Source organism: Aliinostoc maniaoense (genome assembly GCF_058172895.1).
Genome location: NZ_CP187952.1, coordinates 5,663,382 through 5,683,822 on the forward strand (window position 1 = coordinate 5,663,382; position 20,441 = coordinate 5,683,822).

General features: G+C 40.5%; 15 protein-coding genes and 1 tRNA gene. 8 read left to right on the forward strand and 8 right to left on the reverse strand.

Features of this window, described 5'->3' with window-relative positions:
* Positions 1–44 precede the first annotated feature (44 nt).
* Together ACPZ3T_RS24730 and ACPZ3T_RS24735 are read right to left on the reverse strand one after the other, a co-directional pair.
* Entirely contained in the window at positions 45–1,055 is a 1,011-nt protein-coding gene (locus tag ACPZ3T_RS24730; protein WP_490272086.1) for a DUF1350 family protein, read from the reverse strand.
* An 84-nt stretch (positions 1,056–1,139) separates the two neighbouring features.
* Positions 1,140–3,332 carry a hybrid sensor histidine kinase/response regulator gene (locus ACPZ3T_RS24735; RefSeq protein WP_490272087.1) on the reverse strand — a complete coding sequence of 731 codons (2,193 nt, stop codon included), beginning with the start codon at positions 3,330–3,332 and terminating at the stop codon, positions 1,140–1,142.
* A 254-nt stretch (positions 3,333–3,586) separates the two neighbouring features.
* On the opposite strand from ACPZ3T_RS24735, the gene ACPZ3T_RS24740 reads away from it, so the two are divergent.
* Positions 3,587–3,772 (forward strand): hypothetical protein, encoded by a 186-nt coding sequence (locus ACPZ3T_RS24740; protein ID WP_490272088.1) that lies wholly within the window; start codon positions 3,587–3,589, stop codon positions 3,770–3,772.
* Between the two features lie 24 nt (positions 3,773–3,796).
* Positions 3,797–6,463 (forward strand): chloride channel protein, encoded by a 2,667-nt coding sequence (locus ACPZ3T_RS24745; protein ID WP_490272089.1) that lies wholly within the window; start codon positions 3,797–3,799, stop codon positions 6,461–6,463.
* Positions 6,464–6,484: 21 nt separating this feature from the next.
* On the opposite strand, the gene ACPZ3T_RS24750 is transcribed toward ACPZ3T_RS24745, so the two are convergent.
* The gene (locus ACPZ3T_RS24750) at positions 6,485–7,936 is read right to left on the reverse strand and encodes a sensor histidine kinase (RefSeq protein WP_490272090.1); all 1,452 of its coding nucleotides are present in this window, start codon (positions 7,934–7,936) and stop codon (positions 6,485–6,487) included.
* A 282-nt stretch (positions 7,937–8,218) separates the two neighbouring features.
* Here ACPZ3T_RS24750 and ACPZ3T_RS24755 point away from each other — a divergent pair, with 282 nt between their 5' ends.
* The 4 genes from ACPZ3T_RS24755 (at position 8,219) to ACPZ3T_RS24770 (ending at position 13,619) form a co-directional block, all read left to right on the forward strand.
* A complete protein-coding gene (locus ACPZ3T_RS24755; protein WP_490272091.1) occupies positions 8,219–8,629 on the forward strand; it encodes a hypothetical protein in 411 nt (136 codons plus the stop codon).
* Positions 8,630–8,933: 304 nt separating this feature from the next.
* Positions 8,934–10,382 (forward strand): WD40 repeat domain-containing protein, encoded by a 1,449-nt coding sequence (locus ACPZ3T_RS24760; RefSeq protein ID WP_490272092.1) that lies wholly within the window; start codon positions 8,934–8,936, stop codon positions 10,380–10,382.
* Positions 10,383–10,746: 364 nt separating this feature from the next.
* Complete coding sequence (locus tag ACPZ3T_RS24765; protein ID WP_490272093.1) at positions 10,747–11,184, forward strand: BON domain-containing protein; 438 nt, start codon at positions 10,747–10,749, stop codon at positions 11,182–11,184.
* A 542-nt stretch (positions 11,185–11,726) separates the two neighbouring features.
* On the forward strand, positions 11,727–13,619 hold the full coding sequence (locus ACPZ3T_RS24770; protein WP_490272094.1) for a lipoxygenase family protein: 1,893 nt from the start codon (positions 11,727–11,729) through the stop codon (positions 13,617–13,619).
* 233 nt (positions 13,620–13,852) lie between these two features.
* Here the strand turns inward: ACPZ3T_RS24770 and ACPZ3T_RS24775 are convergent, their stop codons facing one another.
* Both ACPZ3T_RS24775 and ccsB read right to left on the reverse strand, forming a co-directional pair.
* Positions 13,853–14,182: a KGK domain-containing protein gene (locus ACPZ3T_RS24775; RefSeq protein WP_490272095.1), complete on the reverse strand. Its 330-nt coding sequence runs from the start codon at positions 14,180–14,182 to the stop codon at positions 13,853–13,855.
* Positions 14,183–14,432: 250 nt separating this feature from the next.
* A complete protein-coding gene (gene ccsB, locus ACPZ3T_RS24780; protein ID WP_490272096.1) occupies positions 14,433–15,488 on the reverse strand; it encodes a c-type cytochrome biogenesis protein CcsB in 1,056 nt (351 codons plus the stop codon).
* A gap of 70 nt (positions 15,489–15,558) precedes the next feature.
* Here ccsB and ACPZ3T_RS24785 point away from each other — a divergent pair, with 70 nt between their 5' ends.
* Positions 15,559–15,753 (forward strand): hypothetical protein, encoded by a 195-nt coding sequence (locus tag ACPZ3T_RS24785; RefSeq protein ID WP_490272097.1) that lies wholly within the window; start codon positions 15,559–15,561, stop codon positions 15,751–15,753.
* Here ACPZ3T_RS24785 and ACPZ3T_RS24790 read toward each other — a convergent pair.
* From ACPZ3T_RS24790 to ACPZ3T_RS24800, 3 genes are all read right to left on the reverse strand, one after another.
* Positions 15,750–17,444 (reverse strand): DUF3352 domain-containing protein, encoded by a 1,695-nt coding sequence (locus ACPZ3T_RS24790; RefSeq protein WP_490272098.1) that lies wholly within the window; start codon positions 17,442–17,444, stop codon positions 15,750–15,752. The two genes, ACPZ3T_RS24785 and ACPZ3T_RS24790, sit on opposite strands and share 4 nt — an antisense overlap.
* Positions 17,445–17,684: 240 nt before the next feature.
* Entirely contained in the window at positions 17,685–18,314 is a 630-nt protein-coding gene (locus ACPZ3T_RS24795; protein WP_490272099.1) for a chorismate lyase, read from the reverse strand.
* A 177-nt stretch (positions 18,315–18,491) separates the two neighbouring features.
* Positions 18,492–18,572, reverse strand: a tRNA-Leu gene (locus tag ACPZ3T_RS24800).
* Between the two features lie 490 nt (positions 18,573–19,062).
* On the opposite strand from ACPZ3T_RS24800, the gene accC reads away from it, so the two are divergent.
* Positions 19,063–20,406, forward strand: coding sequence for an acetyl-CoA carboxylase biotin carboxylase subunit (gene accC, locus ACPZ3T_RS24805; RefSeq protein ID WP_490272100.1), 1,344 nt, complete (start codon positions 19,063–19,065; stop codon positions 20,404–20,406).
* The last annotated feature ends 35 nt before the right edge of the window (positions 20,407–20,441 follow it).

Consider the following 20,441-nt stretch of genomic DNA (forward strand, 5'->3'; position numbering starts at 1 on the left):
ATATATTACATATACTGGCAATCACTAACCAATCATTGATCAATCTATCGCTTTTGTTCTAAAAGTTCCAGTAATTTATCTACGTAAAACTCAAATTCCGAACTTCGTCGTTGCGTAGATTGAATAATTGGCAGACTATCGGGGAAATTAATCACATAATTACCAACCTGAAAGCCTAGAGGTTTTAAATGTCCTCCTGATAAAGTATTTTGCAGTTCAACTGGAGGCTTGCGAAAAGTATTCATAAACCAATCGACAGTTTTTAAAGCGATTTTATCTGATTTAAATTTTACTAAACCTAGTAAATTAAACAGATTGGTAACGCTAATTAAAGCATAAGTTTCTTCAGGACTTGGTTTAACACCCCATCCTAGTTTATCAATGAATTTTGCTAATAATTTAGGAATTGCGCTATCAGTACCACTGTTAACAGGAGCTAAAAGAACAGAAGTTTGACCTTTGATGAATAAGTTAGAGAAGATATCTTTTTGTTCTCCAAGATAGTAACTACTTAATTCAGTAGCTGTTCTTTTTTCTTCTTTCAATTCATCAATTAATCTTTTGATATCTGCAACAATGCGCTGAATTTTTCGCTCAATTTCAACTTTATTGGCTTGTGGATTACCTTCTATGACTATTTTGCGAATAAAATCCTCCATATCTGCTTGGTGTTCTAATAATTCAGTAAACCCTTCCAAAAGAGCAATGTATTTGCAACCAATACTATGACCAATCCAGGAGAAATTTCTATCTTCTAAATACACTTGATATTCATAGTTAGCTAGTTTTGCCATTCTGATCAATTCTGGAGTAACTTTGTATTCTTCTTTAATCAGAAAACCAGCTTCTACATAATGGTTAAAGGTAAAATTAAATGGTAAGAGAATAATTGTATATCCACGATTAAATAAAGATTGCAGTAAATAACGGTAGAAAAACATAGGGGCAAAAGTCCCAAAGAAAGCCCCACCAATAAATTGAATTACCCCTTTAGGTTGTGGATGTAAAGCTACCCAACTATGAGAAACCGGCTGAAACTTAAGTTTTGGAGTCATAATTTTCTATCCCTATATCTGAACAAGTTATGATACAGCACACAACTTGACGGTTTCGGAAATTATGTCAACAGGGGTATTCCATCACCCAAATAAAGCTGAATCCGTTGAATGTTCATTGATTGAGAAACTCTTTCGAGTTAGATTAGCGATCGCTCTTATTAACTCTGTTTGCTCTACAGGTTTAGCTAAAATTTTTTGAAACCCGACTGAGTGCGCCTGTTTTTTATCTAATTCACTGGCGTAACCGGTTAAAGCGATCGCTACAAGCTGCTTATATTGTCTCACTTCACTAGCTTGAATTTTCTCCATCAACATATAACCATTGACATTTGGCATACCCAAATCACTGATAAGTACATCTTGGTGTGAATTTGCCAAAATATCTAATGCTTGTGCCGCCGATGTAGCTGTAGACACAATCATGTTATGTTGTTCTAGAATAAAAGTTAGCAACTCTTGAATTTCAGGCTCATCATCTACAACTAAAACTTTTAAACCTGATAAAAGTGATGAACCAGATGTTAAATTTAAAGAAGTGTTGGAATGATGATTTTTTTCTGTTTTCTGGCTATCTTCTAGCAGTGGTAATTGAACAATGAAAGTTGCTCCTTGGCCTTCTCCCATACTTTGAGCATCAATAGTACCACCGTGAAGTTCTACTAAATGCCGAACAATTGCTAACCCCAAACCGAGTCCACCAAAATTCCTAGTAATAGAGTTATCTGCTTGACGAAAAGATTCAAAAACATGGGGTAAAAACTCATCCTTGATACCTATGCCTGTATCTCTGACTTGAATTTGAGCCAATTTTGGTATCGAGTCTGCTAATTGAGAACTTGCTTGAGGAATTATCACAGATAACTCAATATCTACTCGGCCTCCTTGTGGAGTAAATTTAACGGCATTAGACAATAAATTCCATAAAATTTGTTGTAAACGTTTAGCATCACCTAAAACATAATATTTCTGAGTAGATGCTTTTTCTTGATCCCAGGATAAGCAACTATCAAACTCAAGTAATTTAACTGTATTGTCTATACCTCTAATTGCAAAAGATATACATATTCTTTTTTGTTCTGCTTTTAATCTTACTATCTCTATTGCTGAGTAAATAGCGGATATCAAATTAATGGGATATAACTTGAGGCTGATTTTATCTTGCATAATGCGAGATACATCGAGCAAGTCATCAATTAATTGAGTTTGTAATTTAGCGTTACGTTCAATAGTTTGCAGAGCATACTTAGTAGTTGTCTGATCTAAGGTTTTGTTTTGTAGTATCTCAGCCCAACCTAGAATCGGGTTAAGGGGCGATCGCAATTCATGGGAAAGGATAGCGAGAAATTCATCTTTACTACGATTTGCCGCTTCTGCTTCGGCTCGTGCTGACTGCGCTTGCTCTAATAACTGATTGATTGCCTCCTCGGCTTGTTTCCGCTCGCTAATATCAGATAACATTAATAATACGCCGTTAAAATTTCCCTGTTCCGTAAAAATTGGCGTGGTAGAAGCGATTACCCACACATAAGAACCATCTTTAGTCCTAAAACGACAATCAAAACGCTGTCTTGAGCCTTGCTGCCATTGTGCCAAGATGGCTGACAATTTATGCTCTGCTGTTTCTAGAATCAACTCATGCCAAGAGCGATCGCTTATTTCTTCGATACCATAACCCAACATTTCTACAAATCGCTGGTTAACGTATTCAGTTTGCATCTGTGCATTTAATAACCAAATACCTTCATAAGCAGTATCGACAATCTGACGATACTTCTGTTCACTGAGTTGAAGTTTACTTAAATTAGCTTCAGCCCGTTGTTTTGCTACCCGGAGTCCAGCATTAAGAGAACTAACTAACAATGCAACTATACTAAATAAAACCAAATGTAAAAGATTTGCACCATGCCGAAGCACTACATTATCAGCTATAGGTGTTAAGCAAAAGTTGCTCACTAAAACTGAGAGAATAGTTGCCAGCAATCCAGCTTCTAATCCACCATACCAGGAACTAAAAGTTACAGCAGCAAAAAATAGAGAGAAAACTGTTGATTTTACTAAATTTTCTAACAACAGTGTCAGCGTTAAAGCGATTACAACTGATAAAACTGCCACGGTATAGCGAGTTAAGCGATCGCGGCTCAGATGATAAAGTTGTCTAATCGGCAAGAGATTAATTAAATCAGACATCCTCAATCCTAATATTTCACTAATAGTATTTGCAGCATCCGTTAATATGAGTTTCCAGCCAAAGTTTTTGGTTACACTCTCTGTCATAACTTCTAATCTGTGTATCTTAAAAACTTGGTGTGACAATTATTTGCCAATTTTGTGACGTTCTTTAATTTATCTAGTCAGATCACTAGTTGATCATGTAAATATAAAAGTAGCTGTCCTGAAGGTTGATTGCTAGTTTGACTGTGAAAGTTGCAAGATTTAAAAGTTTTTCAGGAATTTAAAATTGTTTTTCTGTGCTGAATCATGGATAAAGTCGATCTGACTGAAAATACTCCTACAAATTGTTGAAAATTATGAAAAAATATTCTCATACACAAATCCGTAAAAATTCATCTAGTCAATCACCACGCATTAACTTATACCTTTGGTTTATCCTAATTATTGCTGGTATGACTATTGACATTTGGTTCAACCATCATCAAATGCCCTGGCGATGGTCAACCACTGTATTGAACTCACAGGAATATTCTCATCAATAAATTCTGAGTTGTAGTCATGCTGTAATGGATAAAGTTGCTCAATGGTTCTTATTTCTCCAAAGCAAAATATTCCGCACGGGACAAATATTTTGGTATAGATTATCTCGTTTACTATTACGCCCCAAACGTCTTGCAGCTTTTGAAGCTTGCATTATTGGTCTAGTATCCGGTTTAGCTGCTATTGTCTTAGGTCAAGGCGTAGGCTGGTTGGGTGGATGGCGACAACACATAGCCCATTTGTTAGCCCCTAATTGGGTATTACCAATCATGGGATTAACAGGAGGGTTGTTAGCTGGGTGGTTAGTAGAACGCTTTGCCCCCGCCGCTTCTGGCAGTGGAATGTCAGAGGTGAAAGCTGTGCTGGCACAAGTCGCCATGCCTTTGAATTTACGAATTGCTTTTGTGAAACTCATCAGTGCCACTTTAGTTCTAGCATCCGGGATGCCCTTGGGGAGAGAAGGCCCCACAGTCCAAATTGGTGCAGCCTTAGCCAATCAGTTTAGTCGTTGGTTTCCCACCTCACCAGACCACCGTCGTCAACTGATTGCGGCTGGTGCGGGGGCTGGACTAGCAGCCGCCTTTGATGCACCCATTGCTGGCGTACTATTTGTAGTGGAAGAACTTCTACAAGATGTCTCTGGTATTACTTTAGGAACAGCCATTTTAGCTTCCTTTATCGCCGCCGTGATTACCCGCATCTTTGGGACTCACAGTTTAGATTTAAATCTGCATTTAGTGAATGCTAACACCAGTTTTTTTGCACCCGAAATTCCCTTTTATATTATTTTGGGGATTTTAGCAGGTATCGGAGGTATGTTATTTAATCGGGGAATTTTAGCTGGATTGACACTCAATCAAAAATTTCTCAAAATCAGTTTGCCTTGGCGAGTAGGGCTAGCGGGATTATGCACAGGATTAGCACTCATTGTCTTACCTCCCATATTTTGGGACAACGCAGGTTTAAAGGAATTATTGCTGACAGGCCAAGGAGATTGGCAACTGGTAGGATTAGTTTTTGGGATTCAGTTTTTGCTAATTATCCTGACTTATTCTTCTGGTGCGCCCGGTGGGTTATTAGTGCCGACTTTAGTTTTGGGAGCAGCTTTAGGTTATTTAGTCGGCTTAGGCGAACAGCAATGGTTAGGACTGAGCTTGGCTACGACTTATGCACGGGTAGGGATGGGGGCTTTTTTCTGTGCGGTGGCACGCGTGCCAATTACGGCCGTGATCATTGTGTTTGAAATGACAACAGATTTTAATTTAGTGTTGCCGCTCATGATTGTCTCGGTGACTGCTTATCTGGTTGCAGAAGCCTTTGATTCGGGTTCGCTTTACGATAAATTACTGGAATTTAAAGGTATTGATTTAAACAAAGAAAACACCCCTTCAGCTCCTTGGGTAGACTTAACGGCTGCCGATGTCATGCAGCGCAGTGTGGAAACTCTCACTAGTCGGATGAGTATTGATGAAGCTTTGCAGGGTTTTTCCCAATCATCTCATCGTAGTTTTCCGGTCTTAGAAACTGGTAGATTAGTCGGCATCCTCACCCAAAAAGATATTGCTAACTTAACCCAAAGAGGTTTGCACGGGGTAAGCACGGTGGCACAAGTAATGACTCCCGAACCAATTACCGTTCAACCCCAAGATACATTAGGTCATGTACTGCACTTACTCAATCGTTACAGTATTAGCAGTTTACCTGTAGTAGATAGACGGCGTTTGGTAGGAATTATTACTCGCAGTGACATTATTCGCGTAGAAGCAGCCTACCTCAATGGTCAAGAAGATATCACAGGCCCAAAAGGAGAAAAATCCAGGGTAATTTATCAAACTCGTGGGTCAGAAACTGGTCAGGGTCGTTTATTGGTATTGTTAAGTAATCCTAAAACAGCCAGTATGCTATTAAAAATGGCTGTGGCGATCGCCCAAGATCACAACTATGAAATTGAATGTCTCAATATCATCGTCGTTCCTCGTCACGAGTCACTAGCAGAAGCTCATGTCAGTACAGGTGCTAGTCAACGTTTGCTCAGGCAAGCAAACCGCCTGGGACAAGCCTGGAATATATCTATACATACTCAAATTCGTGTCACCCACGACCTATCAGCAGCCATTTTACAAACCATCAAAGAGCATCATATTAATTTACTGCTAATGGGGTGGAAAGGTACTACCAACACACCCGGAAGAATTTTTAGCCGGGTAGTTGATGCGGTGATTCGCCAAGCACCCTGTGAAGTAGTGTTAGTCAAACTTCAAAACCAAAGCCATTTTCACCGTTGGCTTGTACCAATGGCAGGCGGCCCCAATGTCCAAGAAGCCATTAAACTATTACCAGCGATCGCTTCCTTGAGTAAAAACCCAGAGATTAACTTATTTCAAGTGTTTGCCCCAGATACAGCCGCCCCAGATACCACTACTTTAGATAAAGCGGCCGACTTTCTTCAACTCAGACTTCATAGTCAAGTCACCATAATTCCCGTTTGTGCTACTTCAGTAACCGAAGCTGTCTTAGATTGCGCTCAACAAACCCAAACTGATGTGATTGTTTTAGGGGCTTCCCGTGAGGGAATGTTACAGCAGGTAGTACATGGCAATATTCCCGCCACAATCTCACGTTACAGCCAACAAAATGTCATTTTAGTCAGGGCAGCATCTCAAATCACAGAAGTTAGCTCTGATTGTGAGTAAATTATCCACTGTTTGCTGAGTTTATGCGTTTTTTTGATGACTCACTTCTAAAGGTAAGAAAATAGTCAAAACTTCGCCGTATTGTGGACGCTGACGAACAATTAACTTACCACCGATCGCTTGAAACAGGTGTTTAGTAGCAGCAATATTCAAACTAATAGTACCTGTCTCTGGCTGAAACATCAGCAATTGCCCCAGAGCTTTACGAATTGGTGGTGTGGGAGGGTTGGTGACTTTATTTGTGTCTTGGCAGAGAGTTTGAGGCGATAATTGTAACTTGAGTTGATCTCCGGCGGGAATCACCTGCACTTGAATATGACTACCAGGGGGTAAACTGCGGGTGAAATTTTCCATTAACCCTGTGAGTACCCGATCCAACATACTAGGATTACTTACCACTGTGGGCAATTGCTGGGGTAAAACCACATCCAAAGTTAAATTGCGACGCTGTGCAGCTTGCTCCCAACGGGGAATGCTTTGATGCAACACTTGATCTAAAGACATGGGAGTTAAATGAGTAATAGCAAACTTCGTCGCCGCACAAGTTTCTAGTTCTGCCGCTTTAAACAATAACTCCATGCGATCAATTTGCTCAGTACACTCATGATCGATAATTTCCAAGCGATTAATCACAGTAGCAGGCAAATCCCGCCGCTTCAACAGCAGGCGAGTCATAGTCCGAATTGTCGTCAGTGGGGTACGGACTTCATGGGCAAAAGCCTGGAGTAATTCTACATCAGGGTTGGATGCTGGGACATGAGAACTGGGAGATGGCGCATTGGGAATCGAACATTGGGGAAATTCTTCCCTGATGCCTAGTCCCCAATCTTTAGTCTCTTCTTCTGGTAATTCCTGGAGTAAAAGTTGGCTAAACTGAAGGACAGTACGGTAATTAGGTGGTATGAGGGGGTAGTTTTGGACTAATGTATCCAACTTGGCAAATACATCGGGATTACTTAGCATAACTCGCGCACCTAGCGATCGCCATGCTTGTTGTACTACCTCTGGTTCAAAAGAAAATGCAAATGATTTTGTACCGTCCTTTTGGGTGGCTAAAACTAAAACTAAGCTAAATTTTTCTGTAAATACTAGACAAAACTGTTCTGCTGCTAAAGGATCAGCAGGTAATAAAGGCAACACCGATTCACCCGGAGTAGTTTCCTCCGCCGTATTCATCTCACCTGGCATATGAAATGGCATCAATGCCAAAGGATTAAATGGCCTAGCTGTAAAAGTCACTGTCTCCAACCTTTGAGTTAGTATTGGCTGACTAAACAAAGGTGCAGGTGCAGCTAAAACTAGTCCTAGGGTTGCATCAGGTGGCGTTTTAGTTAAAGTGCTGATTAATAAATGCTCTATCGCTGCTAGACTCATGCGCCATTGCCGCTCTGCTTTGGTTGGTGAGCCTTCAGCTACAATAGATTCACTTTCGGCTAACACTTCACTCAGACTTGGCAAGATCCATTGGTACACAGACTTTCACCTCTTGGTTCAAGAGCGACTAGCAGCTTTGAAATTTCAAGTTTCACTACTAATTAGAGGTTATAGTTATTTACACTCTAACAACAGTCGTATAACCGAACAAGATAGGCGCGATTTCCCCTAAACATACCTCAGTCTGTGTAGCTCACACCTCTAATCTCTGTTAACGTTGGTGTTTGAAGAATGGATAATACCAATCAGTTATTAAGGGTATTGATTATGGTAGATTTTTAACCGTGCAGTCTGCTCATCCTACCTCATGATTATCCAACTATGAACATCAACAGATTACAGGAACTCAAACAAAAACTGACTTCTGAAGCAGATTTGTCTGATATCTGGTTATTTTACATGGATCATTTTGCTGATCATGTAGAATTTACTGAACTGGGTGAGCCTTTATATAATGAATATTTAAATGCAGTCCTGCACAAGACTTGTCAGCAGATGTTTGGTAGGACAATCAAAATTACTGACTTTCTTCCCATATATATTGCAGAGTATAATTTTTTTCATGCCCCTTTCCAAGTTGAACGGCGTATTGGGGGTGTGATTTATTTTGAGGACATAAAAGTTGGGTTAATTGCTGTATCGGCAGATTATCCTCCTACAAATGAAGTTAAGTATTCACGATTTTCTGAGGTTATGCAATTACCTAAACTGAATCGTAACGATCTCAATTGAGACAAAAGCAAGCCATAGGAATTTTAACAAGTGCGATGAGCTACCCCCCACAATAGGTGATCTCATTCATGAATTACTGATGTAAGAAATATACAAAGATTGTTCGCACTTACCGCAAAACTAAATAAAACGGTGTAAATAATTTAATATTGGTAGTCAGGAATATAGTCCTTACTACGAACTTGATGCCAATATTTTTACATTAATTCACATATTTTTAAGTTGTTATACCTAATAATATTAATCAACCTTTTAAGTCAAACTCCTATCTCCTATAACTTCAGCAGATATTGACTGCTTACTTATGAATTTGATTAATTTTGAATTTATATTTACGTTTATTCTGCCAAAACTAATATATGCAACCTTAATTAGCGTAGTAATTGGGGCTGTAGTTGGTGGTATTATTGGGCTGATTATGGGAAAAATTAGCCGCCGGATGAAAGATACCCTTATCCCTGCAATGTTGGGTTCTTTTATTGGGATGATGCTGCTAGCAATGATACCTATTTTGGCAAGTCGAGATACTTATATAGGAGGGCCTTTTGGGGGACTGGCGATATTCTTGAAGTTTATCGTCGTAGCACCAATAGGTTCGATTATCGGTGGTGTGGTAGGTGGAATTTGTGGACTTAAGCTTTCACCCCAATTCAAGCCCCGTTTTACGCTGATTGGATTAATTTTCACCTACAGTGTGATGTTGATTTCAATCTATGCAACCTTAGCACCTTTGCCTTTTCAATTTGTCAAATCTAGTGGACAAGAGCAGAACTTTTTACCCAACATTGGTAAAATTATCGGCTATGAACAGAAATCTGGCTCATACTACAAAGGTATCAGTTGTTTAGGTTTTACTCGTGATGGTAATAAATTAGTCGTTGCTAATTCTGGTGATCTGAGAGTTTGGCAAATAGATCCAGGTAAATTACTGAACTCATTCGTTAGGACATCAGACACAGAAGTCTATTCACCTCTCACTGATAGCATAAACGCGATCGCCATTACTCCTGATGGCAAAACTTTAGTCACAGCCGCACCACAACAAATCCAAATTCGAGAACTGGAAACAGGTAACATTCTCCACAGATTGGAAGGTGGTTATTACCTCAAACTAACTCCTGATGGTAAAACCCTCATTGGTTTTCGCAAGGTAGATAAACCTACAGCAGATTTAGGAGTTTGGGAACTTAGCAGTGGTAAATTATTACGTACTTTGCCGGCTAACATCGAAACTCTTTATTCCAGCTATCCTGTAGATATTACTCCCGATGGTAAAACTGTAGTGGTTGCCAATAGTTCTTATAGTAACCAAATAGAAATTTGGGATATTGATACAGGTAAGCGTCTACAATCTTTTGGTGATAACCAAGGTAAGTTAGTCACTACACTAGCGGTTACACCTGATGGTAAAACCCTGATTACCGCCCAGAATAATAATCTGCAAATCTGGGACATAAAGACTAAAAAAATATTGAGAACTATTCCCAATGTAGGAACAGTCAACACCTTGCTAGTCACACCAGATAGTCAAACATTGATTAGTCACGGTGAAGGTGTGCAGACTCCGCCCACACAAACTAGTAATGATTTATACATTTGGAAACTTAGCACAGGCAAAAAATTATTAAGTGGGAAAAAACCACCGAAGTTTTATTTAACTAAAGCAGCACTGAGTCCTGATGGTAAAACTCTAGCTGTTAGTGATCATGAAGGTGTGAGACTGTGGCGTTTAGCTTTAAATAAATTGTCGTAACTATATACTAATTCAAACAATCTTTACCATATCTTCTTGATACAAGACAAGTATATTGGAATTTTATACTTTATTTTATTCAGTGTTTATATTGGTTTTCTTTTTTAATTGGTTGATGTAATCAAGCTCAGAAAGCTTATTAAAAATATTTAAATTTTTATGGGAATACATAGCTAATAATTTCCAAATTCCTCTAAGAAGCTTGCGGATTTTAGAAATCAATAGACGTATAGGTTTCTAGATACAGTTATCTTGGTTTGCTGTCAATATTTAGTGCCACAACTTTGATCATGGTTTAAGAGTTATTTCTTAACATGAGAAAGAGATCAATTCTTCGCTTCAAGGATTCAAATAGGAGATAAATATGAAAAAGGTAATTACCTTAGTTGTAACTGGTTTTTTATTAGTTGGTGCTTTTGGCTGTGAAGAAGCTACTAAAAATACCTCAGAAATGCCTAAAAATACAAATGAAACTGTTCAGACATCAGATAAAACAACGAAATCTATTCCTAAAACAACAGCTATTCCAACACCTACTACAGACACTAAAGCAAAGCCTGAAACTCAGAAAACTCCACTAGCAAAACCGGAATCAGATTTAAAAACCGCAGTTATTAGCAAGCTAAAATCAGGTTTGCCAGGAAATAAATTGGAAGTACAAAATCAGGATGGTGAAATTATTATTAAAGGTACAGCTAGTTCTCAACAAGAACTACAAAAAGCCGAACAATTAGTTAAAGAAGTTAAAGGTGTCAAGAGTGTCACAATAGAGGCACAAGTGAAATCTCCGAAAAAGTCTTAATAGGCAGAATAGTTAAGTTTCTAAGTAGTCAGGACTTGAGTCCTGATATAATCACTAAAACTCAAAACTTTGTTACGCAGCCCTCTTAGAGAAGGCTGCGTTTTTGGGTTTGTAGTGAGAACTTTAGTTCTCTCTCCGTTCTCTCCGTTCTCTCCGTTCGCGCAGCGTCCCGCAGGGAACAAAATAAGGACTAAAGTCCTTACTACGAACTCAGTCTGAGTCTTTTGACATTACTTAACATAGTTTGTTGTTTTAACTCGTTCTGACTTGAAACAGGGGTGTAGGGGTGTAGGCTGTGTCAAGTGTGACATCAAGACCTTAGTAATTTCTTTGAGGCAATATATAAAATTTGTTTAAAAAAACTGCAACTGAAAATCCGATTGCCATAATAGCTGTAGTTCAGTGAAATTTGTCAAAAATTCATCTAATTTGCCGACATAAAACTTTGTAAATCACCTGATTAATTACATAAGTAAATTAACAAGGTTATTTGCAATAACTTTTAAGACTATTTTGCAATCATTTGCTGTGCGGAGTTATTCATGACGGCTTCTATACCAAATAATTCAAGCAGTGCTTCCACCAATCCCAGTCTAGAAACAGCTAGAAAGCAATATAAATATAACTACAGCTACATTCCACCGATCGCAATGGTAGATCAGCTACCTAATGAGGAAGGCTTCAAGTCTAGATGGTTGGGATTGTTAGTTAAAGAGCTAAAGGTAATTTTTGTCAATATCTTGATTACTAACCGAGGGAATCGCGGTTCGGAATCAATTCGTGATGATGTCAGAAGGTTTATCCTGGAAGTTATACTTAAAGGCGCGATACCACTCAATATTACTGTCATTGCTAGAGTGCTGCAAATTGTCCCGCAGCTACTAATTCGGGGATTTTCCACAGATTTTCGAGAATTAGACGATCTTTTATTTTCACTGATTAAGGAAAGTGGAGCTTTAATAGTGGGGGATTCCCTGAATCGGATTAGGAAACTACTTGATCAAGGAAAACCTATAGGTCATGTTAAAAGTATTGAAGATTATCAAAAGTTATTTCCGGTAATTCCAGTACCAGCGATCGCAGATACTATTCAAGAAGATGAAGTCTTTGCCTATATGCGGGTAGCTGGTTACAACCCGGTGATGATTGAGCGAGTCACTACCCCAGGGGATAAGTTCCCTGTCACCGATGCACATTACCAAGCCGTGATGGGAAATGACGATTCCTTGGCTATTGCCGGGGAGGAAGGCAGACTCTATCTTCTAGACTATGCTATTTTGCAAGCTGCTATTAACGGTTCATTTCCCAAGCAGCAAAAATATCTTTATGCACCCTTAGCACTGTTTGCAGTTCCCAAAGGTTCAGATCCCCATCGACGGTTACGGCCAGTAGCGATTCAATGCGGGCAAACTCCAGGGGAAGATTACCCCATTATTACCCCAAACTCTGGTAAGTATGCTTGGCTAATTGCTAAAACCATTGTGGAAATTGCCGATAGCAACGTTCATGAAGCAGTTACCCACCTAGCTAGAACACATCTATTAGCTGGGATTTTTGCGATCGCTACGCAGCGTCAATTACCTAGTAGCCACCCCCTCAACTTGTTGCTACGTCCCCATTTTGAAGGCACTTTAGCCATTAACGATGCTGCTCAACGCGCTCTGATTGCCCCTTTCGGCGGCGTTGACACTTTACTTGCATCCACTATTGATAACTCACGGGTGCTAGCAGTACTGGGTTTACAAACCTTTGGCTTCAACACTGCCATGTTACCCAAGCAACTCCAAAAGCGTGGCGTAGATGATCCCAACCTCTTACCTGTTTATCCTTACCGAGATGATGCCCTATTAATTTGGGATGCTATTCGGCAATGGGTTTCCGACTACCTCAAACTTTACTACACCACAGATGAAGATATTCAAAAAGACACATACATCCAAGCTTGGGCGGCAGAATTGCAAGCTGATAATGGTGGACGTTTAGCCGACTTTGGTGAAAATGGCCACATCAAAACCCTGGAATATTTAGTTGATGCTGTGACATTAATTATTTTTACCGCCAGTGTGCAGCACGCTGCCGTCAACTTTCCCCAAAAAGACTTGATGGGTTATGCCCCAGGCATACCATTAGCTGGTTACTTACCAGCCTCAATTCTCAAGAGAGAAGTAACTGAGCGAGACTACCTCAATTTATTGCCCCCACTAGAACAAGCACAACAGCAATATAATTTACTATCTTTACTAAGTGCTGTATATTACAACAAACTTGGGCAATATCCACAAAAACACTTTTCAGATCCCAAAGTTGTACCCTTATTGCGATCGCTCCAAAGCCATCTAGAAGAAATTGAAATCACCATCAAAAAGCGCAACTTAAACCGTCCACCATATGAATATCTACTTCCTTCTAAAATTCCTCAGAGCATAAACATCTAATTGGGGCTTGCTGAAAAAGTCTTTTAGTGAAGATAGGGTTGGGGGAACAGGGAACAGGGAATGGGGAATGGGCAACAGTTTTACCCTGATTTAATTTCTGCTTGGGCTATTTAGCGCAACGAAATAATTAAGTCAGGAAAGTACCGAGTCCCCAAAATTTTCTCCCGCTAGCAAGAATTAACCCTACCTTGTCACCCCCTCAGTTTTCAGACTTTTAACCAAATTGTAGAGGTTTACCAAACTGATTCTTTAGCAATTTGTGCGAGTTGTTGATGAATTTCATAAATTTCATCTAATGGTGAATCAGGTTCATCAGGACAAAACTCTAATGCTAGTCTAACTTTTCCTTTCACCCATCCTTGTGCGCTAAACTTTAAAACTTCACAACTTAAACCATCAGTGTATAAATTTACTTCCACTGTTTCTTCTGCACCAATATATTCTTTAATTGCTGTAATTAAATCACGGACTTTAAAAGTTTTAGCAATTTCTAGTTTTTTGAAAGTGTCTGGTTCTATACTGACCACTTCATCATGATTTAGTCGCTCAAACCCATCTGTCATAAGAAAATCCCGCAACTAAATTTATATTTTCTGTTGCTAGGATAGATGATCCGTAATGAATCAATTCAAAATTTAAAATCAACTGGGTAATTCTCAAAAATCCCCTCTTTACCAATAAAGAGGGGATAAAACTGTTAAATCAGTGCTGGGTGTTGGGTGAACAGTTATCAATGCGTATGGTGGGGGATTTAAACCCAAGGATAAACACATCACTCTTGACTGATAACTGTTAACTGACAACTGATAACTGTTAAAAAAACCACCCGTAGGAATGTAAACCTTTACCTAACAGATTCACACCGAGGTAACAAATCCAAACCACAACAAAGCCACTAGCTGCTAGAATTGCGGGACGACGACCTTGCCAACCGCGAGTAATTCTAGCGTGGAGATAGGCGGCGAAAACTAACCAAGTAATTAACGCCCAAGTTTCTTTGGGATCCCAACTCCAATAAGAACCCCAAGCTTCGTTAGCCCAAACTGCACCAGCAATAATACCAATGGTGAGTAGAGGAAATCCCAAGCCAATGACGCGATAGCTGATATTGTCGAGGGTTTCAGCTAGGTTGAGGCGTTGGGGTGACAGGATTTGAGCAGATGTCACCGTTGGGGATGGAGGTGTGGTAACTAAGTTTAAAACGGCGGTGTTGCCTTTACCGTTTTGATTAGTTTCTAAGGGAACAAAGCCATTACTTTCTACAGATGGCATTGTGGGTTGGGAAATCAGTTCACCTGCTTTGTGCAAACGGTAGCCATTGCTACGATAGCCACCATTACCTACAGAGCTACCTTGTAGTTGAATTTCTTTGCCACGAGTGACAACCAAAAATGCGATCGCTAGTAATGAACCAACCATCAAAGCTGAGTAACTCAACATCATCACACTGACGTGCATCATCAGCCAGTTGGATTTTAAAGCTGGTACTAATGGTTCTGCTATTTGCATTTCTGATGGTAATGTCAAGGTAGCAAAAGCAGCAATACCCATAGCGACAGGGGCAGTAAAAACCCCTACGAGGCGGCTACGACTGGAATTTTCGGCAATCAGATGCACTGTAGTAATTCCCCAAGTTAAGAAAAATAGGGATTCATACAAATTACTCAAAGGAAAATAACCAGCTTCCAACCAACGCGCACCGAGAAGGGTAGCGATGCACAAATTAGCGATCGCCATACCAGCCGTTCCTAAAGCATTGGTTGCTGGTAGGCTGGGAAATGCCGCTCCCACCCAATACACCAGCATGGTGATAAATAAGACAGCAAATGAGGCGTTATCTAACCAATTCTGGAGTAAAACCAGATTCATAAAGTGTTCTCCGCAAGGGACGCTTGAAAATTTCAATTCTGACTGTTCTGATCCTAATCTGTTTCAGGAATTGAAAATTCAAAATTTTCCAGGAATCGGGTATAACTGGCAGGGGGCAGGGAGCAGGGAGCAGGGGGAGACAAGGGAGACAAGGGAGACAAGGGAGAAATTTTTACGCCAATGCCCAATGCCCAATGCCCAATGCCCAATGCCCAATGCCCAATTACGAATTACGAATTACGAATTACGAATTACGAATTACTAGTTGCCTTTTTTGAGCGTCAAAAAAATATCATAGCGGGTGCTGCGATTGTCGTTGATGGCAGATGTCACCCCAATGGAACGTGTAGAAGCTAATAGGGTTTGTTGTTGGGGGATGAGTTTGGGTAGGGGAAAATTTTTGGTTATCTGTTCTACATCCATGTAGAATTGAGCATTTGCGGGATTGGGTTCTGTTGGTACTGTCTGTTGAAAGGTAAGATTGTTAGCCAGGGTGGTACTCGGTTGAGGCAGAATTTTATCAGTGACAGGAGAACCAATCGCTAAGAAAGCTACATTACCATCTAACCAACCGTGAGTGGCGGTGAGTGTGCCGAAGGGACTAATCCAGTTAACAACAGGTTTACCTGCTACTGTGGTGGATTTGATTTGGAACTGGTACTGAGTTTCCATTACTTCATCTAGTTGTTTGATTGATGCTTCAGCTAATTGGCGATCGCTAGCTTGAATCATCAACACGAAAGCAGCCCGGAAATCTTGTGCAGCACCTGGTTTGGGAGCTCCGGGAATCACTGATACTGCAAACTCGCCTTTCATCCAACTGAGGAAATCTTGTTCTAAATCCATACTGGTAAGTGATTTTACGCCACTCCGCACTTTTTCTGGTGTAATGGGTGACAAAGGATTACCTTGGGATGTTAAAACGTATTCGCTCCATAAACGTTTTAAATTCCCTCCAGACAACATCATTAAGGTTTCTGTTGGAACACGATTTTGCATAGTTCCAGCTTGATTTTCTACAGCTAAAATCCTTTGACTCCTAGGATTGAGCCAAGAAACACCTTTAATGTGTATACCTTCTGGTGCTAATGTGACAGTTCCGGCTAAACCTTGGTTGTTTTGTAGTTGGGCTAAAACTTGAGCAGGTAAACGCCGATTTGGGGCTGTAGCTGCTATTTTCGCAGCTTGAGGTACGTTAATATAAAATTGCATTAAGGGTTGATAGCTGGCAATCTTCGGGAAATTCTCTGCAAAGCCGCCTATGGTTGCCAAGGATGTTTTATTTTTATAAGCGTCAATTGTCCGCTCTGTTGCTTGGGGTGTATCTGTAATTACCAGAAATTTTCCATCTAGGAATGCAGCTGATAGGTTTTCTCCAGGTTGTCCCTGAGTTTGTTTGATGGTAACGCCTTGGTAAGTACGCTCAATCCATTTACCTTGTTTGAGGGTTTCGGCTTGAGTAAAAATAGTTTTAGCTTTCTCAGAGTTTTTCACTGGTAAAACCATCACCATTGACTGAGAATTATTCGGTGCATTTTCAATGGTGGAGACTGGTTTAGGAGCAGATTTATTAATTGGTGGGGCTAAAATTGCTAAGGTGACTTCATCCCCTACCCAGGGTTGAATATCTTTTTCAAAATTGTATCCGTGATTGGTCAGAAAGCGATCGCGTAACTGAACTAAACTTTGATTAACTTGGGCTTGAGTTTCCTGAGTACCAAATTCTTGCAATTTCTGCCATTGTTTGGTGTCTGTAGTCAGGGAAACAGCAAATAAAGCATCACTAGGAATAATATTTGCACCCGTGAGCAAATCTCTATAAAATATCTGTCCTTGGCTAAAAAACCAATACGCTACACTCCCCACACCAATTAATAACCCAGCACCTGAGAGTGTCAATACCAAAGAAGATTTCTTCCTTTTCTTCTTGGCAGGAGACAATATAGGTGGTGTCACGTCGCTTCGCTCCGAGTTCAAAATTCAAAAGTCTCAGTTCAAACCAGCTTTAACAACTGCCACAACTGATAAGTAGAACGGTGTAAATAATTAAAGGTTTGTAGTAAGGACTTTAGTCCTTATGAGAGAACTAAAGTCCTTACTACGAACTAAATGCAATTTTTTTACATTGCTTTACATAGTTTGGTTTTTTCAAGCCGTTCTACTTCAACTGATTTTAAATATTATTAGCAAATATTTCTATGCTTTGCCATGTGGGGTATTTAGCTGCGTTGCACCTAAGTATTTAGTTAAATAAGGTGAAAAAACTTCGTAAATCAAAGTCAAAGGTTGACCATGATGCCAAAATAAGTAATGACGACCCCAAAACGGCCCTTTTACCTGAAATCCTGCTTCTAAGGCTGGTGAATACCCATAATAAATGCCCCGCACATCTCGATATAACTCAGTACGAAGACGCGCCAGACTAGCCCAAATCGGTAAGGAACGATTTTGTAAGTATTCATCTACATGGCTAGCTTCCCACCATGAGGTAGCATAAGCTAATCTCTGCCCGCTAGATGTGCGTAGCCATACTTGTCGCCTTAGCCTTGGCTCTGGAACTTTTTGAATTAACTCTGGCGCACCATCCAAATCTGTGCCAATCATTGACATATCAATGACATCTACTTCTGTAGGCTCTCCTGTGAGTAATTCTAAGTGCCTTGTGGGTGAGCCATCACCAAGTAGCAGCATCTGCCACGCCGGAGCTAATTGAGTGTGGGGCAAACTTTTTTTTATTACTTCCTCCCCACCTTGCCAAATTGGGGTAAGGCGATGCCATGCGGTTGGCAGTGTTGAGTTGTTACTTGAAGTAAAAATTGCAGTCAATGTTCTTTACAAAAGTTCACCTATTTCTATAAAAGCACAAAAAACTGAAATTAACTCCATACTAGTCAATATCGTGATCGGGAATGGGGAATAGGGCATAGGGCATTGGTAATAATTTTCCATGCCCTATGCCCTATTCTTGGTTGGGATGGAGTTTCCCACCTCTGTCAATCAAAATGCGGATGGCGAGACTCGAACTCGCAAGGCAAAGCCACACGCCCCTCAAACGTGCGCGTATACCAATTCCGCCACATCCGCATGAGTTTCACAACTACTTAATATAGCACAATAAACATAAATAAATCAAGGTAATCAGAAATTTAGCTAACTTTACCAAAAATTTAATTTCCCAGGATCACAAATTTCCCGAAGGAGGATACCAGACTGACAGAAATGTAGTATCTCCACAAGTCATATTAAAAAGGGTGTGAGTAGAAAGGGAATGTTGCCCCTGAAAACTCAGGACTCGTTAATTAAATACTAAAATTGTGCATTTTACTCTAGTAGGACTGAACATGAAAACGGAAATTCAAGGTTTCGATAGGTTTTGGGTATCAGATGTAGATGTTTAAAATTCTTACACTCCTGTAACCTCATACCCGTTCAAAGCGAAGATTTTTGTTGTGTAAGTCCTGTCTAGTTGAGGCTGGTAAATCTCCTGTCATAATTTGAGATGAAGCGATCGCTCGTTTTGCAACTTGGATGGGAGACAATTTCTATCTACTGGTACTGATATCAAAACTCGAACATGAAGTTTGACAAAATCTTAATTGCCAATCGGGGAGAAATCGCCCTTCGCATTCTCCGCGCCTGTGAAGAAATGGGGATTGCGACGATCGCGGTTCACTCGACTGTTGACCGGAATGCTCTGCACGTCCAATTAGCTGATGAAGCGGTTTGCATTGGTGAACCTGCTAGCGGTAAAAGTTATTTGAATATTCCCAATATCATTGCGGCAGCTTTAACGCGCAATGCTAGTGCTATTCATCCTGGATACGGTTTTTTGTCGGAAAATGCCAAATTTGCAGAAATTTGTGCTGACCATCACATTGCGTTTATTGGCCCTACCCCAGAAGCAATCAGATTAATGGGGGATAAATCCACGGCGAAGGAAACCATGCAAAAAGCTGGAGTTCCCACCGTACCAGGGAGTAATGGCTTAGTAGAAACCGAAGAAGAAGGATTAGCGATCGCCAAAGAAATCGGCTACCCAGTGATGATTAAAGCCACAGCTGGCGGTGGTGGTAGAGGGATGCGCTTAGTGCGATCGCAAGATGAATTTGTCAAACTCTTTTTAGCCGCCCAAGGTGAAGCAGGTGCAGCCTTTGGCAATGCTGGCGTTTATATCGAAAAATTTATCGAACGTCCCCGCCACATTGAATTTCAAATTTTGGCTGATAATTACGGCAATGTTATTCACTTAGGTGAACGGGATTGTTCTATTCAACGCCGTAACCAAAAGTTACTAGAAGAAGCCCCCAGTCCAGCCCTAGACCCAGACCTGCGGGAAAAAATGGGACAAGCCGCCGTCAAAGCAGCCCAGTTTATTAACTACACCGGTGCGGGTACTATCGAGTTTCTCTTAGATAAATCCGGTAAGTTTTACTTCATGGAAATGAACACCCGGATTCAGGTGGAACACCCCGTTACAGAAATGATTACTGGGGTGGACTTGCTAGTTGAACAAATTAGAGTCGCCCAAGGTGAAAGACTGCGGCTCACTCAAGACCAAGTAGTATTACGTGGTCATGCAATTGAGTGCCGCATCAACGCCGAAGACCCCGACCATGATTTTCGCCCAGCCCCCGGACGCATTAGCGGTTATCTTCCCCCTGGCGGCCCCGGTGTACGGATTGACTCCCACGTTTACACCGATTACCAAATTCCCCCGTACTACGATTCCCTTATCGGTAAATTAATTGCTTGGGGGCCAGATCGTGCAACTGCGATTAACCGGATGAAACGCGCTCTCAGAGAGTGTGCAATTACTGGATTGCCTACCACAATTCCCTTTCATCAAAAAATCATGGAAAACCCCCAGTTTTTAGAGGGTCATGTTTACACCAATTTCATTCAAGAGATGAAACTGTAGGGACTGGGGACTGGGGATTAAAAATAGACAGGTAA

Coding starts and splice junctions, on each gene's coding strand:
- ACPZ3T_RS24730 (WP_490272086.1), bottom strand. CDS start 1,055: ATGACTCCAAAACTTAAGTTTCAGCCGGTTTCTCATAGTTGGGTAGCT.
- ACPZ3T_RS24735 (WP_490272087.1), bottom strand. CDS start 3,332: ATGACAGAGAGTGTAACCAAAAACTTTGGCTGGAAACTCATATTAACG.
- ACPZ3T_RS24740 (WP_490272088.1), top strand. CDS start 3,587: ATGAAAAAATATTCTCATACACAAATCCGTAAAAATTCATCTAGTCAA.
- ACPZ3T_RS24745 (WP_490272089.1), top strand. CDS start 3,797: ATGGATAAAGTTGCTCAATGGTTCTTATTTCTCCAAAGCAAAATATTC.
- ACPZ3T_RS24755 (WP_490272091.1), top strand. CDS start 8,219: ATGAACATCAACAGATTACAGGAACTCAAACAAAAACTGACTTCTGAA.
- ACPZ3T_RS24760 (WP_490272092.1), top strand. CDS start 8,934: ATGAATTTGATTAATTTTGAATTTATATTTACGTTTATTCTGCCAAAA.
- ACPZ3T_RS24765 (WP_490272093.1), top strand. CDS start 10,747: ATGAAAAAGGTAATTACCTTAGTTGTAACTGGTTTTTTATTAGTTGGT.
- ACPZ3T_RS24770 (WP_490272094.1), top strand. CDS start 11,727: ATGACGGCTTCTATACCAAATAATTCAAGCAGTGCTTCCACCAATCCC.
- ACPZ3T_RS24775 (WP_490272095.1), bottom strand. CDS start 14,182: ATGACAGATGGGTTTGAGCGACTAAATCATGATGAAGTGGTCAGTATA.
- ccsB (WP_490272096.1), bottom strand. CDS start 15,488: ATGAATCTGGTTTTACTCCAGAATTGGTTAGATAACGCCTCATTTGCT.
- accC (WP_490272100.1), top strand. CDS start 19,063: ATGAAGTTTGACAAAATCTTAATTGCCAATCGGGGAGAAATCGCCCTT.